This window comes from Pinibacter soli, from assembly GCF_029961145.1.
Classification (GTDB): Bacteria; Bacteroidota; Bacteroidia; order Chitinophagales; family Chitinophagaceae; genus Pinibacter; species Pinibacter soli.
Genome location: NZ_JASBRG010000007.1, coordinates 471,214 through 497,083 on the forward strand (window position 1 = coordinate 471,214; position 25,870 = coordinate 497,083).

Annotated in this window: 19 protein-coding genes; 11 read left to right on the plus strand and 8 right to left on the minus strand. The window is 41.4% G+C overall.

Annotated features, from left to right (window positions below; genetic code table 11):
* Window positions 1-72 precede the first annotated feature (72 nt).
* The 5 genes from QJ048_RS12870 to QJ048_RS12890 form a co-directional block, all read right to left on the minus strand.
* Window positions 73-333, minus strand: coding sequence for a hypothetical protein (locus QJ048_RS12870; protein ID WP_282334770.1), 261 nt, complete (start codon window positions 331-333; stop codon window positions 73-75).
* Window positions 334-521: 188 nt separating this feature from the next.
* A complete protein-coding gene (locus QJ048_RS12875; protein WP_282334772.1) occupies window positions 522-956 on the minus strand; it encodes a hypothetical protein in 435 nt (144 codons plus the stop codon).
* 195 nt (window positions 957-1,151) lie between these two features.
* Entirely contained in the window at window positions 1,152-1,577 is a 426-nt protein-coding gene (locus tag QJ048_RS12880) for a hypothetical protein (RefSeq protein WP_282334773.1), read from the minus strand.
* A 116-nt stretch (window positions 1,578-1,693) separates the two neighbouring features.
* Window positions 1,694-2,323, minus strand: a complete 630-nt coding sequence (locus tag QJ048_RS12885) for a response regulator (protein ID WP_282334774.1) — start codon at window positions 2,321-2,323, stop codon at window positions 1,694-1,696.
* Window positions 2,323-3,069 carry a sensor histidine kinase gene (locus tag QJ048_RS12890; RefSeq protein WP_282334775.1) on the minus strand — a complete coding sequence of 249 codons (747 nt, stop codon included), beginning with the start codon at window positions 3,067-3,069 and terminating at the stop codon, window positions 2,323-2,325. Before QJ048_RS12890 ends, QJ048_RS12885 begins: the two co-directional genes overlap by 1 nt.
* A gap of 253 nt (window positions 3,070-3,322) precedes the next feature.
* On the opposite strand from QJ048_RS12890, the gene QJ048_RS12895 reads away from it, so the two are divergent.
* Window positions 3,323-4,369 carry a hypothetical protein gene (locus QJ048_RS12895; RefSeq protein WP_282334776.1) on the plus strand — a complete coding sequence of 349 codons (1,047 nt, stop codon included), beginning with the start codon at window positions 3,323-3,325 and terminating at the stop codon, window positions 4,367-4,369.
* Between the two features lie 160 nt (window positions 4,370-4,529).
* Window positions 4,530-10,661 (plus strand): CARDB domain-containing protein, encoded by a 6,132-nt coding sequence (locus QJ048_RS12900; protein WP_282334777.1) that lies wholly within the window; start codon window positions 4,530-4,532, stop codon window positions 10,659-10,661.
* Between the two features lie 398 nt (window positions 10,662-11,059).
* On the opposite strand, the gene QJ048_RS12905 is transcribed toward QJ048_RS12900, so the two are convergent.
* Window positions 11,060-13,030 carry a tetratricopeptide repeat-containing sensor histidine kinase gene (locus QJ048_RS12905; RefSeq protein ID WP_282334778.1) on the minus strand — a complete coding sequence of 657 codons (1,971 nt, stop codon included), beginning with the start codon at window positions 13,028-13,030 and terminating at the stop codon, window positions 11,060-11,062.
* Between the two features lie 392 nt (window positions 13,031-13,422).
* On the opposite strand from QJ048_RS12905, the gene QJ048_RS12910 reads away from it, so the two are divergent.
* Window positions 13,423-13,812: a SpoIIAA family protein gene (locus QJ048_RS12910; protein ID WP_282334779.1), complete on the plus strand. Its 390-nt coding sequence runs from the start codon at window positions 13,423-13,425 to the stop codon at window positions 13,810-13,812.
* 185 nt (window positions 13,813-13,997) lie between these two features.
* Here QJ048_RS12910 and QJ048_RS12915 read toward each other — a convergent pair whose 3' ends face one another.
* Window positions 13,998-16,106 (minus strand): family 20 glycosylhydrolase, encoded by a 2,109-nt coding sequence (locus QJ048_RS12915; protein WP_282334780.1) that lies wholly within the window; start codon window positions 16,104-16,106, stop codon window positions 13,998-14,000.
* A 664-nt stretch (window positions 16,107-16,770) separates the two neighbouring features.
* Here QJ048_RS12915 and QJ048_RS12920 point away from each other — a divergent pair.
* From QJ048_RS12920 to QJ048_RS12930, 3 genes are all read left to right on the plus strand, one after another.
* Window positions 16,771-16,965, plus strand: a complete 195-nt coding sequence (locus QJ048_RS12920) for a hypothetical protein (protein WP_282334781.1) — start codon at window positions 16,771-16,773, stop codon at window positions 16,963-16,965.
* Window positions 16,966-17,030: 65 nt separating this feature from the next.
* Window positions 17,031-19,316, plus strand: coding sequence for a tetratricopeptide repeat protein (locus QJ048_RS12925; protein ID WP_282334782.1), 2,286 nt, complete (start codon window positions 17,031-17,033; stop codon window positions 19,314-19,316).
* A gap of 18 nt (window positions 19,317-19,334) precedes the next feature.
* Window positions 19,335-20,321: a hypothetical protein gene (locus QJ048_RS12930; RefSeq protein WP_282334783.1), complete on the plus strand. Its 987-nt coding sequence runs from the start codon at window positions 19,335-19,337 to the stop codon at window positions 20,319-20,321.
* Window positions 20,322-20,412: 91 nt separating this feature from the next.
* Here QJ048_RS12930 and QJ048_RS12935 read toward each other — a convergent pair whose 3' ends face one another.
* Window positions 20,413-20,841 carry a hypothetical protein gene (locus QJ048_RS12935; protein ID WP_282334784.1) on the minus strand — a complete coding sequence of 143 codons (429 nt, stop codon included), beginning with the start codon at window positions 20,839-20,841 and terminating at the stop codon, window positions 20,413-20,415.
* A gap of 680 nt (window positions 20,842-21,521) precedes the next feature.
* Between QJ048_RS12935 and QJ048_RS12940 the strand changes: the two genes are divergently transcribed.
* Genes QJ048_RS12940 through QJ048_RS12960 form a run of 5 tightly spaced genes read left to right on the plus strand, consistent with a single transcriptional unit; the run spans window position 21,522 to window position 25,844 of the window.
* On the plus strand, window positions 21,522-22,397 hold the full coding sequence (locus QJ048_RS12940) for an STAS domain-containing protein (protein ID WP_282334785.1): 876 nt from the start codon (window positions 21,522-21,524) through the stop codon (window positions 22,395-22,397).
* An 8-nt stretch (window positions 22,398-22,405) separates the two neighbouring features.
* The gene (locus QJ048_RS12945; RefSeq protein WP_282334786.1) at window positions 22,406-22,825 is read left to right on the plus strand and encodes an STAS domain-containing protein; all 420 of its coding nucleotides are present in this window, start codon (window positions 22,406-22,408) and stop codon (window positions 22,823-22,825) included.
* Window positions 22,764-23,219: an anti-sigma regulatory factor gene (locus QJ048_RS12950; RefSeq protein ID WP_282334787.1), complete on the plus strand. Its 456-nt coding sequence runs from the start codon at window positions 22,764-22,766 to the stop codon at window positions 23,217-23,219. Before QJ048_RS12945 ends, QJ048_RS12950 begins: the two co-directional genes overlap by 62 nt.
* Window positions 23,212-24,234, plus strand: a complete 1,023-nt coding sequence (locus QJ048_RS12955; RefSeq protein WP_282334788.1) for an ATP-binding SpoIIE family protein phosphatase — start codon at window positions 23,212-23,214, stop codon at window positions 24,232-24,234. Before QJ048_RS12950 ends, QJ048_RS12955 begins: the two co-directional genes overlap by 8 nt.
* Complete coding sequence (locus tag QJ048_RS12960) at window positions 24,231-25,844, plus strand: sensor histidine kinase (RefSeq protein ID WP_282334789.1); 1,614 nt, start codon at window positions 24,231-24,233, stop codon at window positions 25,842-25,844. Before QJ048_RS12955 ends, QJ048_RS12960 begins: the two co-directional genes overlap by 4 nt.
* Window positions 25,845-25,870 lie beyond the last annotated feature (26 nt).

Below are 25,870 nucleotides of genomic sequence, written 5' to 3' on the forward strand. Positions count from 1 at the left end.
TTGGTGATTTGGAAAGGATAGCGAGAATATTTATAGCTTAAGCCGGCTAAGAACCAAGATGTGTAAGGAAATCTACTTGACAATAACATGATTAAAAATTTTCCTCCTACCTATTCTATAATTTTCAATACCATTAACAATCTTTTGGATTAATTCTAATTCGTTGTAATTACGACCCACAAAGTAATTAGCCGATTTTGATGCTACCAGAATATCACCAGAACAAAGAGTCCAAGTCACATATGCTTGAGGACCTTTTACCGAATGAATTTCTAAATCACCACTGCAATCAAAAATCTTATTATCGATATTCGCAATAGCCTCAATTTTCATTTTAAAGCTTTAAAATTTATATCTTTTGTAAAATAAAAAGTTCGTTGAGAATTACTCGCTGAACCTCCCTCAGTCGTCCTCTCTGGACAGTTTTCGAACCGGTTTACCGATGATTTGGAAAAGATAGCGAGGATACATTAGCGGTAAGACGCAGGTACACAACTTTCATTTGCTACACTAAATATCTATCAGTTAGACAAGTCTCTCTTTTTAAAAATATAGTTAGTTTGATCAAATTTAACAATTTGAACACCTTCATCCCCCTTCGGCTTTATCCAATAAATTCCGGTGGCATATGCATTATATGGTTTGAATAGCATTTTTTGATCTGCAAGCTCATAACATTCCAACCAATTTCTAAATTTTATTTCGTCCCCATCTACATACATCTTCCCAATATTTTCATACAAAACATTTTTTTTGTTCTTAGAATATATTGTTTGCTTAAACGTAAAATCTGAATTTATCTTAAGTGTCTGAATTTCACCAGAAGGAATTTCATAAAAATATTTACCTGGTAAATATTTTTCTGCATCTTCTTTGCTGTACCCACAAGAAAAGAGAATTAGACAAAAAAATATCAAAACACCAATAACCTTAAATTTATCGTTTTCTTTAATCATAATATTTCAACTGCAATTGTTGTGGTATTAGCTTTTGCAAAATAAAAAAGTCCGTTGAGAATTACTCATCGAACTTTCCCAGTCGACCTCACTGGACAGTTTTCGAACCGGTTTTTGGATGATCTGGAAAGGATAGCGAGAATATGGTAGCTCATTCTATTACAACGTTGAGCGAACAGTACATGCTAATATTAATTAATCATAAATACATTTTATTCTGTTAAAATCAATCACCTCGAATATACTTGCTAGTCTTTCAATATAAAATGAAAAGTCAGTCACTTTCATATTTTTTAAAGTAACAGAATCTTCTACAATTGAAAACATTATTGATTTTGAATTCAGATAAGTGACCTCTACCGCGATCGATACATTGTCTTGGTGAGACAAACTAATAAAGCATTCTTTGCCATTGGATATGCTATTTTTTACTAACCGAAACACCTGCCCAAAATTTTGACGATTGGTGGATTGAAAATCATAAGTACCATCAACCATGTATGAAAATTCGTCATTGATAGCCCAGCCGTTATTCAAAAGAGTATTCATTATCGTTTCATAAACACTTTCATCTATAATTATCGACGATGTATCTACGAATATTGCCCCAGTTTTTGCCATACCAATTAATCTTTTAAAATATTTCTCAAATGCCTAAAACAGTTGTTCAAATTTAAGCTACAAAACAAACACAAACCGGTCTCTGTTTTATTGGAAGTGTCGTCAATAAGTTCTTTTTACGAAAACGAAATCAGTTTTTTTACAATTGCCAACTTCACAAGTTCTGCGGTATTTTTTGCATTGAGCTTCATCAGTAAATTTTTTCGATGCGTATCAATGGTGGAGGCACTTACAAAAAGTTTTTCAGCCATTTCATTGTTTGTCAAACCTTCTGCAATCAACTCCAGTACTTCCTTCTCACGGCGTGTAAGTACCGGTGCATCATCCGTTGCTTCGTGGCTACGCAACATTTGTGCAACCTCGTGTGAGAGATAGGCTCTTCCTTTCATCACGGTTTCGAAGCTATCCATTAACTCCTTCTGCGTTGCATTCTTAAGCACATAGCCCGAAGCACCGTTTGCCATCATCTTCTCAATAAAACTTTGCTGGTTAAAAGTGCTTAGTCCGATCACACACACAGTCGGGTATAATGTTTTAATTTCCTTGCAAAGATCAATACCACTTTTATCCGGGAGATTAATGTCAAGTAAAATGATATCGGGCAATTGCTGCTTTAAAAATGCAAGGCAAGACGCAGCATTGGTGGCATGCCCCAGCCACTCCACACTCTTTTCATGATGAAATAATGAATGAATTCCTTCTATCACCATGTAATGATCGTCAACAATAAAAATAGAAATTGCCATTAGTTGTTGTTTATTTCTATATGAACAGATGTTCCTTTGCCTTCCTCAGAACGAACATCCAGCTTGCCTTTCAGAAACGCTATCCGGTTTAGAAGATTACTCCAGCCGATCCCTTTTGCATTTTGAAGAATATTGGTATCAAATCCTTTCCCATCATCTTCGGTGGTAATTGAAATGGTACCATCGGCTTCTGTTACCTGCACGATAGCTTTAGTGGCAGCAGCGTGTTTTATGGTGTTATTAATCAACTCCTGGACTATGCGATAGATGGTAATGGACACCATTTGATCAATCGACTGATCTGCTAATCCAAACGACTGATAACTGACTTTCAATGTACCACTCTGGTTGATCTCATTGCAAAAATCTTTCAACGCTGCATCCAAACCAAATTTCACCAGGGACTCAGGCATCATGTTATGCGCCACACGTCGAATTTCTCTGATGGAACTATCCAGCATATCCATGCTGCGCTCAAACGACTGCATGTTTTCGGGTGTCATTATAAGGTTCTCTTTCATAGTTTGAAATGAGTATTTAATGCCCGACAACATTCCTCCCAATCCGTCGTGAAGGTCCTTCGCCAGGCGGGTTCTCTCCTGCTCTTCACTTTTAAGCACTGCTTCCGCAGCTACGAGTTTCTTTTCAGTTTCCAGTTCTGCAATCCGCTGCCGCTGTAGCTTTTGCTTGCAGTTGAGGTAAGAAAGTGTGAAAATGATCAGTAATATAATGGCACTTCCTATCAAAGTATAATGCAGGATATTTTCTGTTTTATAAAGTAGCTAAAATGAAAGTCAAAAGTCAACCGCATTGGTAAAATAACTTTTTACTCCCACTTTACAAATAAACCGCAAAGCTTTCCTCCGCACCATCCCTTTTTTCCATGATTTTTCATTAATGGAAAATTGAAAATATGCGTTCCTGTATTTGAAATTCATGTTTTTCAGGGATATGATTCCGCTTCGCTAAAAAATATTTTTACATTCTAAACGAAACACAATGAAATATTTTTTCCTCCTCCTAACCGGATTATCAATAACCTCTATCTCATTTGCCAAAAGCTGGAGAATCAACAACAATGCTGGTGTAAACGCGAATTACACCAGTATTTACGATGCAGTAAACAGCGCGAGCGTAACAGATGGTGACAGCTTGTATATTGAGCCAAGCGTTACCGATTACGTAACCAACAGTATGACGATTAGCAAAAGGCTTACTTTCATTGGGCCTGGTTATTTGCTGGACCCAGCCAATACAAACGCACCGGGCAATAGCGGTCTGCAGGTTTTAACAATAGATAGCCGTTTAGGATTTTTTCGTTTGAATGCAGGTGCCAACGGTTCCAAATTCATCGGTGTTACATTAACAGCGGCATACTTTAATGGCGCCAGTAATGTAACTTTTGAAAGAGTTGGTTTTACAGGCAATGTTTATTTTGAAAGCGGCATCAATGATGCAATAACGCTCAGGAAATGCTTTTTCTTAAACAATGGTATCAGCAATGCGGCTAGCGTAACCATTACCAACTTTGTTTGTGAAAACAATATCTTTTACGGCTATTGCAACATAGCGATCGATCAATTAACAGGGTCCGGAAATCTTTTTAGAAACAACAGTATTTACAGCAGCGCATATGGTGTTGTGTTGCTAAATACCTACATCGCAAATAATATTTTCGGAACCTATGCTGCCTGTACTTTCACCAACAGTACTGTTAAAAACAACTTGTTTCAGGCCAATCAAACATTGTCCGGCACAGCAACTGGAAACATAGTGAATGTTGATATGAACACTGTATATGTCGCTGGCACCACCGGCAGCCTTGACAGTCGTGTAGCGCTTAAAGCAGGCTCTCCCGCCAAAGGAACCGGCCTCACGGTGGGCTCGGTTGTTAACCCGGACATGGGCGCATTTGGCGCAACCGATCCATACAGGCTTTCAGGCATTCCCAATATCCCTTCCATTTATACATTGACTGTGCCTACCTCCATCCCATCAGGGAGTGCAACCATGAACATAACTTTTAGCACGAGGAACAATAACTAGTAACGGTTTTAACAAACAACACCGCTGTTACAAAAATCCATCGGAGAAGGTCAACAACGCCACGTTGTCTTCTTCATGGAGTCATTTTTGCCGCAATCACAACGGCGAACTGGTTGGATCATGCCAACAATAACCAACAGCGACCTAAAAAACCAAAGTAATGACCAAATATTTTTACGCCATATTATTGTTGGTTATTGCGGCTTGCAGTTACGCGCAAGATCCGGCATATCCCCCAGCTCCCTCAGCCTTGCAGAATATAGTTGCAGCGGAATACTTTATAGACACAGATCCCGGCCCCGGAAATGCAACACCCACAAGCGTTACAGCGGCTACTGACATTAGCAATCTTGCCGCCACCATTAACGTAAACAGTTTAAGCAATGGCCTGCATCGGCTTTACCTGCGCACGAGAAATGCGTCAGGATTTTGGAGCATTACAGCTATGAAAGATTTTCTGTATGACGCAAATGTTGTGTATGCCGCGCCACCAGCCGCTGCGCAAAATATTGTAGCAGCAGAATATTTTATAGATACCGATCCGGGCCACGGCGGCGGAACACCTATTACAATTTCAGCAGGTTTGGATCTTAGCAATATACCAGCCACCATTAACACAGCCACCTTATCCAATGGCACGCACAGGTTGTACATCCGCAGCAGGAACAATGAAGGTCGCTGGAGCCTGACAAGTGTGAAAGAGTTTATTGTGAATTTTGATTTTACGTATGCTCCGGCGCCTCTTGCTGCGCAAAATATTGTAGCCACAGAATATTTCTTCGATACCGATCCGGGCCTTGGAAGCGGCTCTGCCATTGCCGTTGCGGCCGGTACAGAAATTTCGAATCTTGCGGTAGCAACAAACACAGCAGGACTTTCAAACGGTATACACAGGCTTTATATCCGCAGTAAAAACAACGAAGGTTTTTGGAGCCTTACAAACGTGAGAGATTTTATCGTCAATGCAGATTTTACATATCCCGTTACGCCTCAAACACCACAAAACATTATTACCGTTGAATACTTTATTGATACAGATCCCGGTGTGGGCAGCTGCCAGGCTATCTCCATCGCTGCAGGCGTCGACCTCAATAACATCAATGCCTCTGTAAATACCACCGGACTAAGCAACGGCACGCACAGGTTATATATTCGCAGTAAAAACAACGAGGGCCGTTGGAGCATCACCAACGTAAAGGATTTTATTATCAATGCAGACTACTATTACCCGGTTGTACCTACTCCTCCACTGAACATTATTGCTGCAGAATACTTTATTGATACCGATCCCGGAACAGGCAATGGACAAAGCATTACGATTGCAGCGGGAACCGATCTCAACAACATTACCGCATCAATTAACACATCATCATTAGCAAGCGGCGATCACAACTTATTTATCCGGACAAAAAACCAGGAAGGCAATTGGAGTATAACTGCATGGAAAAAATTTGCGGTGGGCTTGCTATCGTTAGCTCCGGATTCTCTTAATTTCTCGGTAGTTCCGGTCAATACAACCATAACAAAAGACATTGTAGTAACGAACGCGAGCGCTACAAACCAAACCATTAACAGTGTCGATGCCACAGTTCCTTTCACCACAAACATCACTGGCACTGTTACCATTGCAGCAGGAAAGACAGATACGATCAGGGTAAGTTTTACACCAACCAATGCCATTGCGTACAGCGACACCATCGTGATCCATACATCTGGTGATGCCTTTAAAGTAGCCGTTAAAGGACAGGGCGCTACGCAAATTCCATCATGGACAATAGATCCAGCCGCCGGTCATGATTTTGGTGCAGTAGCAACAGGCGCCCCATCTACATTCATTTTCAGCATAAGAAACACAGGTAATATTACTGCAACACTTAGTAATGTAGTGAGCAGCAATACCGCGTTTGGTGTGACCTTTACACCAGGCACAACGATTCCTGTAAATAGCTCTATTACCTTGCCGGTAACATTTACACCGTCATTGATAAGCAGTTTTGTAGGTCAGTTGAAAATAGTATCATCCACTCCGGGTATTGATTCTGTTACTACGCAGTTATCAGGTTCCGGCTATGTACCGGGAGCCGCTCCGTCATTGTCTTTCATCTCCATTGCGCCTTTTGGCGGCACACGTGGAGTAAGCGCAGAAGCCGGACAAACGGGAATGTACACTTATAAGATCGTCTATAAATCCGCCGACAATCGCCCACCTGCTACCGATTTCCCCAAAGTTGGCATCGACAGAAATGGCGACGGAGATTTTGATGATGCAGGCGAAGGCATGTATACCATGAACCAGGATGGTGCCAGTACCGATTATGTAAATGGTGTTACCTACACACTTACGGTTGAGCATCCCAATTTCACCAACACCCTGGGCTACCAATTCTTTGCAACGGATGATCACGGCAACTCATCCAACTTCGGTTACAAAGCCGGGCCAATCATTACATACGAATTACTTGATCTGAAAATTTTTGCAAATGATATTTCATTCAGCAAAAACAATCCGGCGGTTAGTGAACCATTCACGGTAACAGCGAACATCACTAACAGCAGTGCTTACACAGCAACGAATGTTCCGATTAAATTTTACAGAGACACCATTTTAATAGGCAGTGGCACGATTCCGGTTGTAGAAAAATTCAGCAGCGCGACCATCAGCAAAGTATTTTCTTTTGCAACAGATGGCTTCTATCCTATTAAAGTTTGGATCGATAGCAGCAACACACTCGGCGAATCCAACATACTGAACAACTATGCTATTCGTCCCGTAACAGTGGGTCATGTAATATTGCCGGGAGGCATCAACATTACTTCAGCGGCTACCGTACAAAGTTGCCCAACTGCAGTGTTGATCACAGGTTCCGCTGTATACTATGGAACAGCAGTGCCGCAAGGTGTTGCGGGTGGCGAAGTAGATATTAAGATAGGTACAGAAACATTTACAACTACCACAGATGCAAACGGAAACTACAGCTACCTGTTGCAAAACGTAGCATGTGGCGGCACGATCACTTACCAGGTTACCGTTACAGACTTCACATTTACCAGCAACCCAACTACAGTTAATGTAAATGTAGCTTGCCCAACAAAACCTTGTAACATCGTACCTCAACCAGGTGTTGTAATGGCGTCAACCTTTAGCAATGCACCATGTTCGAAGAAAGTGGGCACAACCGGACAAGTTAATGTGACAGTATCTTACCGGGCAAGAAACCTAAGCAACTTTTGGAACGCATGGGATCAGATATTGAAGGACACGGTGCGTGTGTTCCATAATGGTAAGCTGATAGAGACCTTCTGGAGCGTAGACGGCACAACTAGTCCGGGTGAAGTAAAGACCTTCCCTATATTCATCACATTGGATAAAAGCGGTCCGAACGAAATCACGGCAGAGCAAAGCTACGTATACAATGAGTTCTTCGAAATACCTGGTGCGTTCTATAAGGGTGTCTTTGAACCAATGGGCGGTGGAGGTTCGGTAACAATGATAGCGGAAAGCACCGATCCGGATCTTACCATTCAGAACTTCCAGCAAACAAAATTCACCAGCTTTACTTTTGCTGACGCGAATATTAAATGTGGTGATGCCGGCCCACACAAAGTACAGTTACTGGATTCCATAAGCGGTGGCGCAAGAGTATTGTTGAAAGAATATATAGTAAGTTCTTTATCGGGAAAAACATCAACTACGTTAACCTTCGACGATCCAGCAATGTTACCGGGCGATCATTTCTTCCGCATCGTAACAGATGTTGACAAAGCTGTAATTGAAGACAATGAAGATAACAATGTGTTTGAAACAAGAATTAATGTTCCAAAACCAGATTTGATTGCTACAAGCGTTAAACCAACAAACACCGCGTTGTCAGTAGGTTCACAAGTTAAGTTTACCACCATCATCAACAACACGGGAATTGCCACTGGTTCATTCAAAGTACAGTTTACGGTAAATGGTGTTGCAGTGGGCAATAAGGTTGCCGTACCAGGTGTGGCAGAATCAGGAAGTGTAACTGTAACGTCTGATGCGTTTACCGTTACCACGAATGATTATGATTGTCCTGTAACAGTAGAAGTAATGGCAGATATCGATAACAACATTGTTGAAGCAACAAAAACAAATAACAGTAAACAAATTCAGTTGGGCTCAGACATTTCACCAAACATGCTGCCGTCAGATGTTGGTTCAGCATCCAACCCTGTCGTACTAAGAGCCAGCAGCATCCAGGATTTTCATCCATTGGTTCGAAATATTGGTAATCGCGACGTAACTAAAGTGTCTGTAAAATTTTTACTGGACAATGAAGAGATCGGTACAGACAGCATTGATGTAATCAAAGCGGGTGATGCATTTGGATCATTTACAACCTTTAAACACGCTTTTACAGCTGCAGGTTTGTACGAAGTAAAAGTCATTGTCGACACCGCCAATACGATCTGTGAAATCAATGAAACAAACAATGAAGGCAGCTTCTTTGTGAAAGTAGTAGAAAGCAATCCAGACTTTGAAGTTTTATCACAATACATTTCGCCAAGCAGCCTGAACCCTAATCCGGGACAAGCGATCACGATAGTAGGAACAGTGAAAAATGCAGGTTTGAAAATCACTCAGCCAAATGTGTTGCGGTTTATGGTGGATGATATTCAATTAGGCGCCGATGTAGTGATCAACGCGTTGAAACCGGGACAAGATACCACCGTGGCTGCCACAGCAAATTACATGTCGCTTATACCGGGTGTAAAGACAATGAAACTCATTGCAGATCCTTCAAACATCGCATTGGAAGAAAGAGAAAACAATAACGAAGCAACAAGAGTATTGATCGTAGGCGATGCTCCGGATATGGCCAGAATACATGCAGGTGCCATCACATTCAACCCTTCCGGTTTTGTTGCAGGAGACAGCGTAATTATTTCGTACGCAATCAAAAATAACGGCGCGAAAGATGGCAGTGCATGGGTGAGATTCCTGATTAAGGATGCGAATAATTCTATTACCGCGATCGACAGCGTACCGTTCACATTGGCCGCAGGAGCAAGCATAACGGTGAGCAGGAAAATGCAATTCGATGCCAACAACGGTGAAGTAATTGCACAGATCGTCAACTGCTATCCAATGGAGTTTGATGCGCTAAACAACAACGATACACTGGCTTACACAACTGTTGCAAAAATGAAGAGCAACCTGATCGTAAATACAGATGTGGATATGAAGATGGCACTGCCTGACCAATTGCCGGGATGGATCGGTGGTAAGATTGTGTTGGGCGATTATGATCTCACTATCAAAGGCAAGATCAAGAATTTCGATCCGGAACATTTTGTGATCACAAATGGTAAAGGAAAATTGAAATTCATCAATAGCGATCAGGAAAATATTTTCCCGGTAGGCGTTGATCTATTTAAAAGCAATTTTGTAAAAATTAAAAATGAAGGAACGGAGGATGATTTCTCTGTAAGCGTTGTGCCTTATGTATTGTTCAATGGAACCAGCGGAGACACTGTTAAAACAAATGTGGTAAATCGTACATGGTTCATAGAAGAAGAAACGCCGGGCGGAAGTAATGCAACAGTCGAATTCTTCTGGAAACCTGCAGATGAGCTTCCGGGATTTGACAGAGCACAATCCAGGACTGCACACTTCACTACCATTTGGGAAATGGGCAACAAAGGCGGCGCAGTTGCGGACACACTGGGCAACTACAGCAAATGGCAGGATGGTTACACAAGTTTCTCTCCTTTTACAATCACAAGTGGTGTTGGAGAAGCACTACCGTTGCATCTGCTTGAATTTGCAGCCACTGAGCAAGGAAAGAATGCATTGCTGCAATGGAAAACGGATCAGGAAGTCAACACAAGTCATTTTGTAATACAACGTAGCTCAGATGGCCGTCAGTTTGAAGATATAGGAACTGTAGCGGCATCAAACAGCACCGGTACACATCTTTACAAATTCATTGATGTCGAAGTGCTGCAGAACATCAATTACTATCGTTTAAAAATGGTTGATATCAACGGAGCCTTTACCTACTCGGATATTAAACAAGTGAAGTTTGAAACTGAGTTTGTGATGCAGGTATATCCAAATCCGGCGCAACAATTCATACGGGTAAAGGGAATTGAAGCAAATGGCACCATACAGATCATCAGCATCGAAGGTAAAGTCATGCAACAACTGACTACTACTGCAATCAATATGCAAATTGATCTTAGCAAATTGCCAAGGGGCATATATGTAATACAGTACAAAAACAAAAATCAACAACAACAGCAGATGATCATTAAACAATAATTAAGTGATGGATTAATGAGGAATAGGCCATCAGCCGGTAATGTCAAAACAGCTAAAGATGAGGTATCTGGATTTTGACTTACCGGCTTTGTTGTTGAAAGAGGCTTCGAGGGGTTGGCATGAGCAAAGAAGTTATTCAACAAAAAAATTAAAATTTCAATTAATAAAGCAATGCTGTTTAGTTAAGCAACTTTTCAATTACTTGGCTGCTATGTCCAGGAAAGAAAGACTGCTTGTCATCCCGACGAAGGAGGGATGACAAGCGGGAGGCTTTTGTTTTTTTAAACAGTTTAATTAAACGGCATTGAATTAATAAAGAGTCACCACCTCCTCCCATCAAACACTTTTCCAATCAACTGATTCACTTTATTCGTTCACTATAAAAATCCTCGTGCTGATCAAATAGCAATTTCAATCATTACAGAGGTGCCTTTATCATGCGAGGTCTGCACATCAATCTTACCTTTTAAAAACTTCACCCGGTTCTGGATACTCTTCCATCCCATTCCACCGTTTTGATCCAGTGCGTCCATATTGAAACCTTTACCATCGTCCTCCACGGTAATAGCGAGCATATTCTCCTGTTTAGCAAAATCGAGTTGTACCAGCAAATTTTGCGCTTGAGCATGTTTGAGAACATTGTTGACGAGTTCCTGTATAATCCGGTAAACGGTAATGGCGGTTGTTTGCTCAACATCAACGCCATTCATTCCCAAAGACTGGTACTTAATGCTGACGGCTCCGCTCCGGCCGATATCGTTACAAAATTCTCTTAAAGCGGTATCCAGCCCATACTTCAGCAAAACCTCCGGCATCATGTTGTGCGCGACCCGGCGCATTTCCTGTATGGAGCTGTCCAGCATATCAATACTTTTTTCAAATGCCTGTGCATTGTCAGGAGTCATCACTAAATTTTGTTTCATACTGCCCAGCGAATATTTTATTCCGCTTAGCATTCCTCCGAGTCCATCATGCAGATCTTTGGCAATGCGGGTACGCTCCTGCTCTTCGCCTTTTAATACCGCCTCGATAGCAGCAAGTTTTTTCTCCGTTTCCAGTTCGTCAATTTTTGTCTGCTGTAACTTTTGCCGGTGTCGATAGTTTCTGTAAGCAAGTAAAGAGATAATGACTAAAGCAATGGTAGTTGCGGCAAAAATATAATTAACGATGTTTTTTTGACGAATTGACAATTGTTGTATTTTTTGAGAGGCTGTCAACTCTTTTATTTCCTGCTCTTTCCCGGCAACCCTAAAACGCACATCCATCAAGGAAGCTTTTTCCTTGATCTCGTTGGAATAAATGCTGTCTGAAATCGTTCGAAATTGCTTTTCGTATGCATATGCTTCTTTATAATTTCCATTATCAGCGTACCATCTGGAGTAGAATTGAAGCGCATCGGCTTTATTATCATCCATTTCATTTTCTTTAGCCAACAGATACAGGTTGTCAATGTTTGTCTTTACGTCCTTTTGTTGTAGGTCCAACTGGCAGTTGATGATTAGATTGAGGGCTTTCCCCTGTTGCCATACATCCCCACTTTGCATGGCATATTCGTAAGACTTCCGGTAATATCCCAAAGCCGTTAGAGTATCTTTTTTGTAAGTCGACAGATCGCCCATGTTGTAATAGTACACATGAAAACTCTTCAGATTCTTCAACTGCTCAACAATGGGCCAGGCTTCATGCAACAAAGAATCAGCCGCATTAAAGTCGTTAATATTCATATAGGCGGTAGCGAGATTCATCATATCGGTGGCCAGCAACCTTTTATCATCAAAGCTTTTGGCCGTGGCAACAGCTAACCGGGAATACGTTATTGCGTTGGAATGATCGGACAATGACATGAAACAATTGCTGATATTGCTATAGGTACTGGCAAGCGACTTATGACGTATCTGGCTGAACACCTTCTCTGCCTGGTAGTAGTCTTTCAGGGCGCTCTCGTAGTCGCCAACATTATAATAAAGATTACCGCGATTAAGCGCTATATGGCCCATATTGACTCGCATGTTCTCTGCAGTATCGCCTTTGGTAACAAAGGTTGCAGAGTCTGCATATTTCAAAGCCTGCTCAAACTCTCCACGATTTTTATGATAAGACAGCCCAAGGATATAAGCTGTACTTAGCCCCCATTTGAAATTAATTTTCCGACTCAAAAAAATCATTTGGCGGATATAAGGCTCAAAATCTGATGTGTTATTGTTCAGGTTGGCCTTCATATATTCATACAAGGCTTCGACTTTAAGGCTATCAGTAGTTGCCTTGTTGATATTACTTCTCAGGCTGTCATTTTTCGTGGATGACTGTGCCTGCGCGTTATAGGACAAAACAGTAAAGATGAGGATCAGTACCGGCAGTAGTTTTCGCATACCCTCAAGATACTTTTTTTTACGAGGTATAAATAGCGGTGTTTGCTACATTATTTTATGACCTGTTTGCTTTCTAAATTGCCCAGAGCTGCAGGCACATTTGGGATGAGGCTATATATCACGTCAATCACTAGTCGAAACTTAAATAACAATAATCGACAAAATCTTGCAAATGCAAAACATATTACGATCAACCATTAAGACTGTCAACCTTGGCTTTTGTCGTTGCAACTGATGATACAACCCCTTGTCACTAACAACTTTTTCAAATAGGAACGGCTCGTTTCGTTCCAATTGCGTTTATAGTGTGGACGCAATTGGAACGAATTTTTAACAGCATTTGAAGGCAGCTATTGAAATAATTTACCTTTAGGCTTGTAAAAACTAAAGTCATGTTGAAAGAAATCAAACCATTCAAAGGGAATTCGCTTGCATTTGAATTAACTGATACATTTACAGAAGAAGACAGCGGCCTGATAAAACAACTTTTTGAAGAAAAGCTAAATAACGGAGCCGCTCATGTGAACCTGTTGATAAAGTTTGAAAACCTGTCTGTGATGTGGCACATGAACCTGAAAGCATTTCTCGAAGGCGAGATTTGGGGATTCCGGCATTTCAACAAAATAGGTCGCTGCGCCGTCGTAGCTCATTCTGACGTCATTAAATCCGTTGTTAAAGTTGAAAACAAGATTCTTCATTTGGTCAACACTGCATTTGAAGAAAAATATTTTGATACTGCACAGTTGAATGAGGCACTGCAATTCATAGCCCCTGGTGAATAAGCGCCATTCCAGCAACCTGCTTATAATTGATTTGATAACATTATAAACTGGCGAAAAATTGCTGCCCTTATAAAAAATTTCAAATGCAGAGCAAGAAAGAATGCCTGCAGCATTTTTTAGCGGTGGGTTCCATTCGTGTGGTTTTTACGATTACAGTTAGACAGGCATTTATTTTTTTTGACTTTTTACTTTTGATTTTTTACTTCCTTAGCAATCGACATAATAACCTCGTCATCCAGTTCCCGGTTAAAAACTTCAAGATGACTGATCTGCGCTTTGCAGGCGTTGCTACCGGAGCCTATGTATTGTAAAGGAAAGAACAGCGTTTGTACCTTCGCAGTCTGCTTGCCGTTGGCAAATGTTCTTTTGGCACCTTCCAGTTTTTCCGCAAGTACGCCGTTTACATAAAGCGAAGTCCCTCTGTTATTTCCTTTGATGGTGATATGCGTCCATATATCAGCAGGTAGCTTGTAATTAAAGCTATAAGAATATCCTTCCCTGGAAAATCCAAAATTGCCACTCCCCTGCATGTTCAACATAACAACAGCATCATTTGAGGCAAACAAGACAGCATCGGGCAAATTATCGTTCGATGGGTTGATGCAAAAGCTTACGGTATAGTCATAACCAATACCAGGAATGTTTGTCTTAAGATAACTGTTACCTCCTTTTAAACGTAGCGCTTCTTTTGTCTTGTCAAAGTGAGCATTATATATTTTGACAACGTTCTTTTTCGCATCCAAAGAAAACACCAATGAATCTTTGCCGGCAATGCGTCCCAATATATTGAGTCCCGGGCCTTCTCCTACCTGTTTGCTTTTTACGGAAAAATCATCATAGCTCATTGGCTTTGTGCTTCCACCCCACATTTTTTGTGACAACACCTGCATAGCCGGAAACACGCGATGGTGCACGTCTTTTTCTGTAATGCCATTTCCAACATGGTCATTCCATACCGCAAAAGAACCACCTCTTAACAGTGGATAATTTTCATCGAAAATTTCTTTGCCAATCCTGTTTGGCGTCCATTCTTCGTAGAGCTTTTTTGTGTTGAGATAGTCGTAGTAGTAACCTGCAGCCGGTACAATATACAACCAGCCGTCGGGCGTACTGATCCCTTTGTAGCCAAGATCAAACATGGTTTTGGGATCGGCATAGCCGTTGTACCAAAGGTTCATCGTTACATCTTCAACTTTCACGGGCGTAGTACCATCCGCATGAGTAAGCGAGCCCCACATGCGAACTTTTTTTCCGAAGCCTTCAACAAAACGGATATAATGATCGGTAAATGCCCTGAATTTTTCAGCTTCTTTTTTTGCGTATTCATCTGTGCCGATATGCACTTCGTTTCCGATGAATACAGGGTGCGGCCCTTGTAAATATTCTTTAAACACATTATCGACAACAGTATAGGTAAGTGGATTATCCAAATCAAGATGATCCTGTCCATACAATTTACTTCCGATCCCGGGCACGGCTTTACTTAAGGCCAGGGAATGCGCGGGGACATCTATTTCAGGAACAATGTTCACACCATAACGTTGGGCCATTTGTTGCAATGCGACAAACGCTGCTTTTGAGTAACTCCCGTCTTTGGCGGTGAGGTTGGGATACGTCGTATTTTCCAATCGGAAAGCCGCATAAGTGCTGTCCCAGTTATCACCAAAAAAACCTTTAAAGCCATTATCGCTAAGATGAATTTGAAAATCGTTCATCTTGTAATACGACATGAATTTTACATAGTCTCTTAAAAACGCTATGGTGAAAAACTTACGTGCAACATCCAGCACAAATCCACGCACGGCATAGCGTGGATAATCGCGGGCCAATCCTTGGGGAATATGATGGTGCGCATGATCCTGTTCCAACATCTGTAACAAGCTCCGGGTTGCCCAAATAGCGCCGACGGAATCCTTAGCTTCGATACGGATACTATTACTGATAGCTAAGATGTACCCCTCCGCAGGCAGGCTGCTGTCATTTGAGCGAAGCGTAAAATAAACATCACCCCGCGATGCTTGTCCTGTGACAACTTTTGGATGCATGTCAGACGAGAGTGAACAGAGGTCTTCGGCGAATAATTTTGCAACAGGCAGCAATGCCTTGCTGTATGCCGGATCTACCACCAACTTGACATTATTGGGCCATTCAAAATAATTCACGCCGCCTTTCCACTCACGCAAGGCGGGGATCACAAACGGAGCGGCATTAGTATTGCTACCCTGGGCTCTTACTGTATTAGCATTTACAATACACCCGGCCAATAAGGCAATAAATAATAAACTTTTTTTCATGTGCAATTAATTACCTGACTGCAAGATTATTGTATGATTTCCTGTTGCTTTCACTAAACGGAAACCATAAAAAGCGATGTCCCAATTTTTGTTTTAAAATTAATAAAGGGACCTCCGCAATATCAAGGATCATTGGGACTGGTGTAGCAACGTCTTGCATAGCCATCATTGTCTAAAAGTAGCTTGTTGTGCTCTAAAAAGCTTAATCAAACGGTTGCGTAAATATTTTTTTCACAACGCGGTTCGAAAATGCGGGCACCGTTATTCCTGGATATGCTCAGATGACCTTAAAGCAAACCTCGCGGCAACATGGGACGTAAATAAAATAGAATTGAAGGAACAATTCAAGGTAATGCCGTTAAATAAAAAGAACCGCGCTAGGTGAGCATTTCTGGACATACCCGATAAGCGATATACCATAAGGCAGCAAATCCCGCGATGCCTCCGCTTGGAAGCGATGAGTCATTTAGTCCTTGTCAGCCGCTAAACTTTTTCTGACCCTTCCTGCTGCTTGCTTTTGTCCCGCTCGCTTTCTATATTTAGGAAACATAACGTCATGCGGTTGCAAAGTATAATCGCAACAATTTCGTTGGTTTGTTGTTATTGTTTCAGCAGTTGTTATTCCTATCACTTAGCTACTCATGCAGATGACAACCAACAAACAATGCTCAGTAAGTCTGACCTGTTCGCTATTGCTTACCACGACGGGCTTTCCGAAAGCGATGCATCCATTCTTCGGACAACCATTACCGTAGGCGACCCGTTAAAGTCCGGTAAATACCTTTGTTCCATTCAAGTAATTGATAATAATAACGACAATGCAGCTGTCCATTCAACCTGGGACTTTGAAGTGACGTGAAAATCTATTACGTAGTGTAGTTAAGAAAAAATATTTATGAACCCGGCTTGCCAAAAATAAAGCGTATGAAAAAACATCTTTTCCTCCTAATGTTTGTTTCTATTACTGCTGCAGGTTTAGCACAAACCAAACAAACCCCCAAACAAAAGGAAGCTGCACCTACCCAAAAAGAAATGGCAGACATGATGAAGGAGATGCAGAAGTCTATTGGCGAAATAAGCCCGGAAGATAAAAAGATAATGGACAGCATGGGCATTAAAATGCCCGACATGAACGGTATTCAAAAAACTGTTTCGGGCCTAAATGATGCCCAAATACAAAAAGCATTCGAAGAAGGAAACAGGGTTGTTCCAAACCGGGATGCTGCAAGGATTGCCGCCATACCCAAAGGAGTAACCGATGCCCGTATGGCGACCTTTGTTTCATCCATACACAAAAAAATAATTCCTGCGCTTGGACCGGATGTGGTTACCGCAGGTGATAACTTCCTGGCCTACATGGAAACGAAGGGAATTAAAACTGCACAAGCTGGCAATTTAGCGGCAAGCCTGTGGGCTGCGGGCAATCCGAAAATGGCCATCTACCTGATGGGGAAAATTTGCAGCGTTGCACCGGGTACAGACAACCTGAACAATTACGCATCCATGTTAAGCATGATGGGCGGTGAACATTTGGCCATCCCGATTTTAAATAACCTGAATGGAAAATTCCCAAAAAACAGCACACTGCTAAACAACCTCGGACAAGCCTGGTTTGGGTTAGGCGAAATAACCAGGGCTGAAAAATATCTCGACAGCACCATTCGCATTTATGCCTACCATTCGCAGGCCAATTACACCAAATCTGTTATTGAGGAAAGCAGGGGGAATGTACAAGGGGCAGTTGATGCATTGATGAAATCCATTAAAAAAGGCTACAACGCCGACAAGGATGGTAAACTGCAGGAGCTGCGTAAAAAACAGGCCGGTAAGGATATAGATTTCCCATTCCCCATGCCACAAGATCCATTAGGGTTGGAAAAATTCAATTGGCCTAATTACCAGATGAATGTGACTGAGTATCAGCTCCGGGAAAAAGAATGGGATGAGTTTAGAGACAAATGCAATGCAGAGATAAATGAACTGAACGGCCGTGCGGCACAACTTGAAAAAATTGCTACTGAAGCCAGCCAAAAAAGAACAGAAGCGCTATTTGCGGCGCAGCGTCAGGGAAAAATGTTTAATCCATTTCCGTGGTATGCGGTTGCAGCCTTCCGAAAACTACAATACCTGGTTGAGGACAAAGACAACGGTCTCCTATACAGGCTGCAGGCTACAAGAGATGCGGTCAATGATGTGCTGAAGGATGATGAGGAATGGAAAAATAACCGGGCTGCTGCAGAAAAACTTGTAGATAAAAAATACCAACCACTTATTGGCGAAGGGCGCGAAAACCCGCTTAAGGAATATTGCGATGCGGTGAATAAAGTGCGCAATGAATACATTGAAAAGGTAAATACCCAACTCCAAATGACGCAGAAAGCAGTGTTAGACAATATGCGTCGAATGCTCAACGATCAGGTGTATTATGCACAGTACACCAGTTGGCCCGAGGATTTTGAAGTAACAAAAATTCATGCAAAAATTGAGTGGTTGAACAGCATTGCAAGCCAGAAAGTAATATTTATGGACAAATCATCGATTTGTCCGCCTAATAGCGAGAATGAGCTGGTAAAAACAAAGTTGGCTGAATTTGATGACATCGCTTGCAAGTATAATAGCAGAACAAATTTTGCCGGTTTTCTCACTATGGAAACAAACTGTAGTCATACCACTTTCCATTTTAATACTGATGTAATTAAATACACGCATGTGGAGTTAGGGAATGAGTATTTGCGATCTACATTGGTATTGTCCCCGAAGATAGGGGCTGGTATAAAAGAGGGGCCGGTAAAAGCGGATGCATCAATTGGTACGGATATTACCATAAACATGGATAAAGAGGGGAATAGCGACTGGGATGCAGTAGTAAAAGCAGGTGTTGAATTGGGGGTCGGCGGCAGTGCAGGCCCTGTGAAAGCAGAAGCTACTATCGGCTCAGGTATCGAACTGGAGATAGACAAAAGTGGCGTACAAGAGGTAAGCATCGTGTCAAAAGCCAAACTGGAAGCGGGTATCGAATCGCCGGAATCAGAGGGAAAAAAGCCTATAGACAAAACTATTAATAAGGGCATAGAGCAAGTAAATAAAGGAATAAGTGCTTTAGACACATCAGTGGAAATAGGCGTAGAAAGCCGGTCCAGCCTAATCAGCGGCCGCGGATCGGTTAGTGGAACCGGCATACTGAAAGGCATCACGCTTTCACAATGGTAAAACATTCAAACAATCAATATGAAATACATCCTTTCAACTTTTCTCACCCTTATGACAATAACTGCCTTTGCGCAAGATTGTACCAAAGAATCACTCCGCAAAAAACCGGGTACCTGGAAAGAAGGGCCGCAGGGTTCTATTCACGATGTAACTGCGGCTGACTTAATAAAAGAGAAAGCAGTAATGGCAGCTATTCATAAAATGATCACTACTAACTATACCCCAACCGGATGTCAGGTCGGGTACAGCAATATGTATGGCAAGTATTCAGTTGCCGGTCAAAACTGGGTGGCTGATCCCTATAATTATACGATGCATATTCTCCGGTATTTGTGTGACGGAAGTAGCACTGATAAATCAAAATACTATGTTGATTACTCTACTCCTACTAATGTAAGCATTACGGCTAATGTGGTGTTCTCATTGAATAATCTCTATGCCGCAACTATTGCCCCGGACGAAGTGAGAAGCTATTTAAAATTGAAACAAAAGCCAGAGGAAAAAGAAGGTGTCTGGTATATGGGAGAAGAGGTGGTTGCTGATTATGGCACACCTGGCGAGGTAAAAGAATATCGCTGGCTTATTACCTACAATGACACACTTCCCTTTTATTATGTAAGCCGCAAAGAATATTTATTGATACAAAAGAAGAGATTGGAGAAGTCGATACAGGAAGTTCCCAGCGAAAAAGAATACACCAACAAGTACCTCAATAATGTGAACGAATATTTAAAGAGGCCGGAAACCGAATTATCCCTCCCTGCTATTTGTATGTGGAATGAAGAGGAAAGATTTGAAAAATTTGTAGACGAGGGTACCCGTGGTTCTTTCTTCGCCGTAAAGCCCAATCTTGATTACTATCATAAGAAATTACCAAAATCTTCCCCCCAATTTTTTACCGTGGTTTATAAAATAGCAAAAGGCGATGCGGTATTTGCAGACAACTACGAAGCGATAAAAAAAGCGGTCGATTTTACAAAACTTAAAAACATGCTGGGAAAATGAATGACCGTGAATTAAAAATACATTCAACCAACATAAGATGATGAAAACAATTTTGCCTATCCACGTCTTAAAATTATCGGCAACCTCCATTTTAGCAACTTAGTCTGTTGAACGCCGATTTTTCTGGAACGACCTGTGGTACGTCATACAATTTTTCGCCGTTCATCCACAGGCGGAAACGTTCTTTTTGTATCCATATGGCCACATGTATAGGTTTGTCGTATGAGCTGCCGAGCTTCACCAGCGGCTTTGGTGCATTGCTGAATGTTTCGACGTCCGCTCTCTCGCTGCGCAAATAAATCGTCCAATTGTCTTTTGTTGCCGGTGCGATGGCTATTTTCATGCAACTCAAACCTGAATGCGCATTGAAAAAGTTTTTATTCATTGCCTTGTCCATCCCTTCATCGGTACGTTGTGCAGCACGATCTTTTATTTTTTGTTTGAACTTCTCCAACATAGCCGACTGTGCAAAGCTTGCAACGGACAAAACAATGATCAACAGAAAAAATATTTTTTTCATATCCTGTAATTTGATTGATAAAGAAATTTTATTGCGCCAACTGGTAAATGAAAATGGGACTTGCTTTGCGGCATCTGTTTCATTGTAGAGATAAAGCAGCCTATCTCCTTCAAAGAACTTTAATTGCCATAAGTTTGCGGCGCGGTCAGGGGATCAATTTACGCGCATTTTCCAACAATATCAACCAATTGACAAGCCTGGCACCCTTACGCGTGTATTTGCTATTAATGAAGATGAAAATGTAAATCTTTGGATTGGAGCAGTTGATGCAGATCTTTGGAAATTTGACGGCTCCAAACATACTAGTTATACAACGCCTGACGGAATTGGACCTAATTTGCATTACATTAAAAGCACAAAGTAGACAGTAATATAACTCTGGAATTAATGGAAATAGAGCATTTATATATAAGTTATACCCATCCACTTAAATTGCCGATTTAATGCCAGCGAAGTTGCCGACAATCAACCACTAGTATTGTTTGGAGTGTGTCAGTCATACACGAAATAGGTTTGGTTTGCAACGATTATTCGTGGTCGGGTCAATATTTTACTGCCTTTCAGCTATTTACCACTTTAATTACTATATTTAAGGACAAGATCCTATCTTCTAGAATTGGCCTCAAATCCCTTTTTAATTTATTGGTACTGTATTATACAACATGCACAAATTCCTGTTCATGAAAATTGAAATTTCAAAAATGCTACAAAAAAAGAAAAAGCAGATACTTGACCTTTGGATGAAAAATCAGCTAAAGGATGCAAACCTTCGTGAGGACCTGATGAGCAATGACGAACTACGTATTCAATCTGAAGAGTTGGTGGACGCACTGCTGAAGAAACTAACTGACGAAAATCTTGCCGATATTGAATCTGCTGATTTTGAAAATGTTTATGAAATCCTTAGTGGCATCTCTATTACAAGAGCCAGGCAAGGATTTTCTCCCCGTGAAACAGGAACATTCGTGTTTAGTTTGAAAGATGCCTTGTTTGAAACACTTCAACAGGAACTAAAGAGCGATCCGGTTGCTTTGTACGATGCAACAATGAAAGTCAATAAACTCATTGATAGCTTCGGCATTGTCACTTTTGAAACGTTCATCAAGGGAAGAGAAGAAGTTATTTTAAGACAAACCGATGAGATCACTGAGATTTCAACACCCGTTATCCGCGTTTGGGATGGCATCCTCGCTTTACCGATTATTGGCACACTGGATAGTGCAAGAACACAGGTAGTAATGGAAAGCCTGTTACAGGAGATTGTAAACACCAGCAGCAGCATCGCGATTCTTGATATATCAGGGGTCCCGGCAGTGGATTCTCTCGTGGCACAACATTTAATTAAAACAGTTAGTGCTACACGCTTGATGGGTGCAGAGTGCATCATCAGTGGGATACGCCCGGAAATAGCACAAACCGTTGTTCATCTTGGCATTGATCTTTCCAATGTAATTACAAAAAGTTCGCTTTCAAGCGCATTGAAGCATGCATTTAGTGTATTGCAGCTGGAAGTTCGTAAAAAGCAAAAAGAGAATTATTCGCTTAAAAACATGTAGATCATCAGATGGAGAAAATACCTATTTTAAAAATGGGCCAGTTCCTGCTGGTTACTATTCAGGTTGATCTTTACGACCGCCTGGCCCTTAACCTGGAATCGGATCTTGTGCAAATGGTCAGCACGACTGAAGCGAGGGGTGTATTAATAGATATATCCGCTGTTTCAATTGTTGATTCATTCATGGGCCGTATTATTGGGAACATAGCCAGCATGTCCAAAATAATGGACGCAGTTACTGTTGTTGTAGGCATGCAGCCGGCCGTTGCCATCACGCTAATAGAACTCGGATTACCGCTTTCCGGAGTTCATACGGCACTCAATGTAGAGAAGGGAATGGAACTGTTAAAAAATAAAATACTAGTTAATGGAGAAGTCCCGGATTACGACGACGACGAACAGTATGACAATCTTGACGGTACTGAATAAAGACAATTTCAAGATTGAAAAGGAGCAGGATGTTGTTCCCTTTCGGAATCGCGTCAAGGAGCACGCCGTAAAAATAGGAATGGGGCTTGTTAATCAGACTAAACTAATTACCGCCGCCAGTGAACTGGTAAGAAACATGTTACGGTATGCAAATGGTGGGGAAATATTGATAGAAGTGGTTAGTAAAATAAGAGAAAATGGCATCAGGCTTACATTCACGGATAGGGGGCCAGGCATTGAAAATGTAGAAAGGGCGATGACAGATGGGTTCTCAACGGGTAAAAGCCTTGGTCTTGGTTTGCCGGGAGCTAAACGATTGTCAAGTGAGTTTACGATCAACAGCGTTGTAGGAAAAGGTACAATTGTCACAATTATTAAATGGAAGAATGGCTAACGAAATACACATCAGTTTTAATGCCTCCGATCGCAGTTATTTTTCGATATTAAAAAAGGAAATTCATCACATTGCAGTTGGTCTGCATTTTTCGCAGAAAAAAATTGGGGAGATAGATATCATTGTTGCAGAAATAACATCCAATCTTGCAAAGCATGCAGGAGGCGGTGAAATACTCGTTCGTGCCATTACAGACCCTGACGAGGAAGGATTGGAAATTATCGGCATCGATAATGGGCCCGGCATGACAGACCCCCTTAAAATGATCAGTGATGGCATGTCTACCGCAAATACATTGGGGCACGGACTTGGCGCTATTAAACGTTTGTCGGATGACTTTGAAATATTCTCATTGAAAGATTGGGGCACTGTTCTTTTATCCAGAGTGTTTAAAAAAAGTAGTACCGCACAAAGAAAAAGTAAAACCGAAATAAAGTCGATTGTGGTAGCAAAACCCGGCGAAACAGTGAGTGGTGATGCAACTTATCATAAAGTGACAAAAGATTATATCACGCTTTTTATTGGTGATGGCCTGGGGCATGGAGTCGAGGCAAACAAAGCAGTAATGCATGCCGTTGAGACTGTTGCAAAAATACCCTTCATGCAATCTCCTTCCGAAATGTTAAGACAGATTCATATTGAAACAAAACGAACAAGAGGGCTGGTAGGAACAGTAGCCATCTATTCCATAAAACAAAAAACATGGAGCATTTGTGGTATCGGTAACATAGCTACAAGAAGTACCAATGGTTTTACCGGCAAAAATTATCTTTCCTATAATGGAATAATCGGGCATAATATTCCCAATACACTGAAGGAGCAAATAACTGATGCGGAACATTCCCAAACGATCATTATGTGTTCCGATGGTATTAAAACGAGATGGGACCTGCAAAAATATCCCGGCATATTGAAATGTGATCTTTCAATATTGGCCGCAGTGATTTACAAAGATCACGCTAGAAAAACAGACGACATGTCTGTAATTGTGGGACGAGTAAACGGCAAATTATGATTGAGTTAACTAAGGTGATCCTGGAAAATGAAATGGATTTAATACTTGCTCACAAACAATCCATGAGGCTGGCGGAGTTAACCGGCTTGTCTCTTTCCGCGCAAACAACATTTGCCACTGCTGTTTCAGAAGTAAGCAGAAGTTCAATTGCAAACAACATTACCACCACGCTGACCTTGTTTGTTTCCGGGAAAAAAGAACAGCCAAAATTTATCTATGCAGTTTTAGAAGACAACAGGCATAATTTTTCTGAAACGAGAGATGAAGGATTTAATTACGCCCAAAAGCTGGTATCCAATATTAATGTATCCACTGCCGATGCAGGCACCAGAATTGAACTAAAATATCGCCTGGCGCATAACATCCGGATCGATGATTTTATCATTGAGAAATGGACCATCCAATTCAACAATGATCCCGGCATTTCTCCCTACGAAGAAATTAAGCGAAAGAATCGTCAGTTGATTGAATTGGCGGACAGGCTGCGCGAAAGCGAAGAGCAATACAGGAGCCTGACCGATTCGTTGCCCATCATGATCTTCAGTTTGAATAAGAAAGGAGCACTCACCTTTGCCAATAAATGGGTTGAAAGTTATACAGGTGCTACTATTGAGAATATCAACAATAATCAATGGCAATCAATATTACATCCGGAGGACCTGGCAAAGACCTGGGAAAATTGGAAGACAAACGCTGAAAGCCCCGAGGCCATTGTAGTTCCGGAACAGAGGGTAAAGGATATCCGGACAGGTGAATACAGATGGCACACGGGGGTATCGATTGCTATTGTCAATGAAAATGGTTCAGTAATGTCACGCAATAATTTCCTGGTTGACATACATGCACAAAAATTGATAGAGCAAACTTTAAAGGACAATATAGAGCTTAAGCAAACAAAAGCAGAACTCGAAGAATATATTACATTGCTCAACCAGAGCAACAAACAGTTAGAACAATTTGCTTATGTTACATCCCATGATTTGCAGGAACCTTTACGAAAAATAAGTTTTTACAGTGATATGCTTGGGCATAAGTTTCGACATGCCATGCCGCCAGAGGCCCTCGTGTTTTTTGAAAACCTGATCAGCGCCTCAGACCGTATGCGTCTCCTCGTAAAGGATGTGCTCTCCTACTCTACGATGCAAAAAAATGAATTCGACATTTTAGATCTTAATGTGATTGCCGCAGAAATTATCCAGGATCTTGAAATAGCCATCACAGAAAAAAACGCGTTGATCACCATAGGTGAATTACCAACTATTCAGGGTAATAGCCGACAGATCAAACAACTTTTTGAGAACCTTCTGTCAAATGCCTTAAAATTCGCCAGGGCCGACCAATCACCCGTAGTGAACATTAATGCTGTGGTGGCTGCAGATGTCGCCACAATTACATTTGCGGATAACGGTATTGGCTTTGAAGAAATATATGTAGAGAAAATGTTCGACTTATTTCAACAGCTTCATCCAAAGGGCATATACAAAGGAACAGGAATTGGCCTTGCGCTTTGTAAAAAAATTGTCGACCTGCACAAAGGATCTATTAAGGCCGAAGGTAAGCCTGGAGAAGGCGCTGTTTTTATAATCACGCTTCCCCTGACACAGTCTTAGTTTGTAATAATGCAAAGAGCATTGAC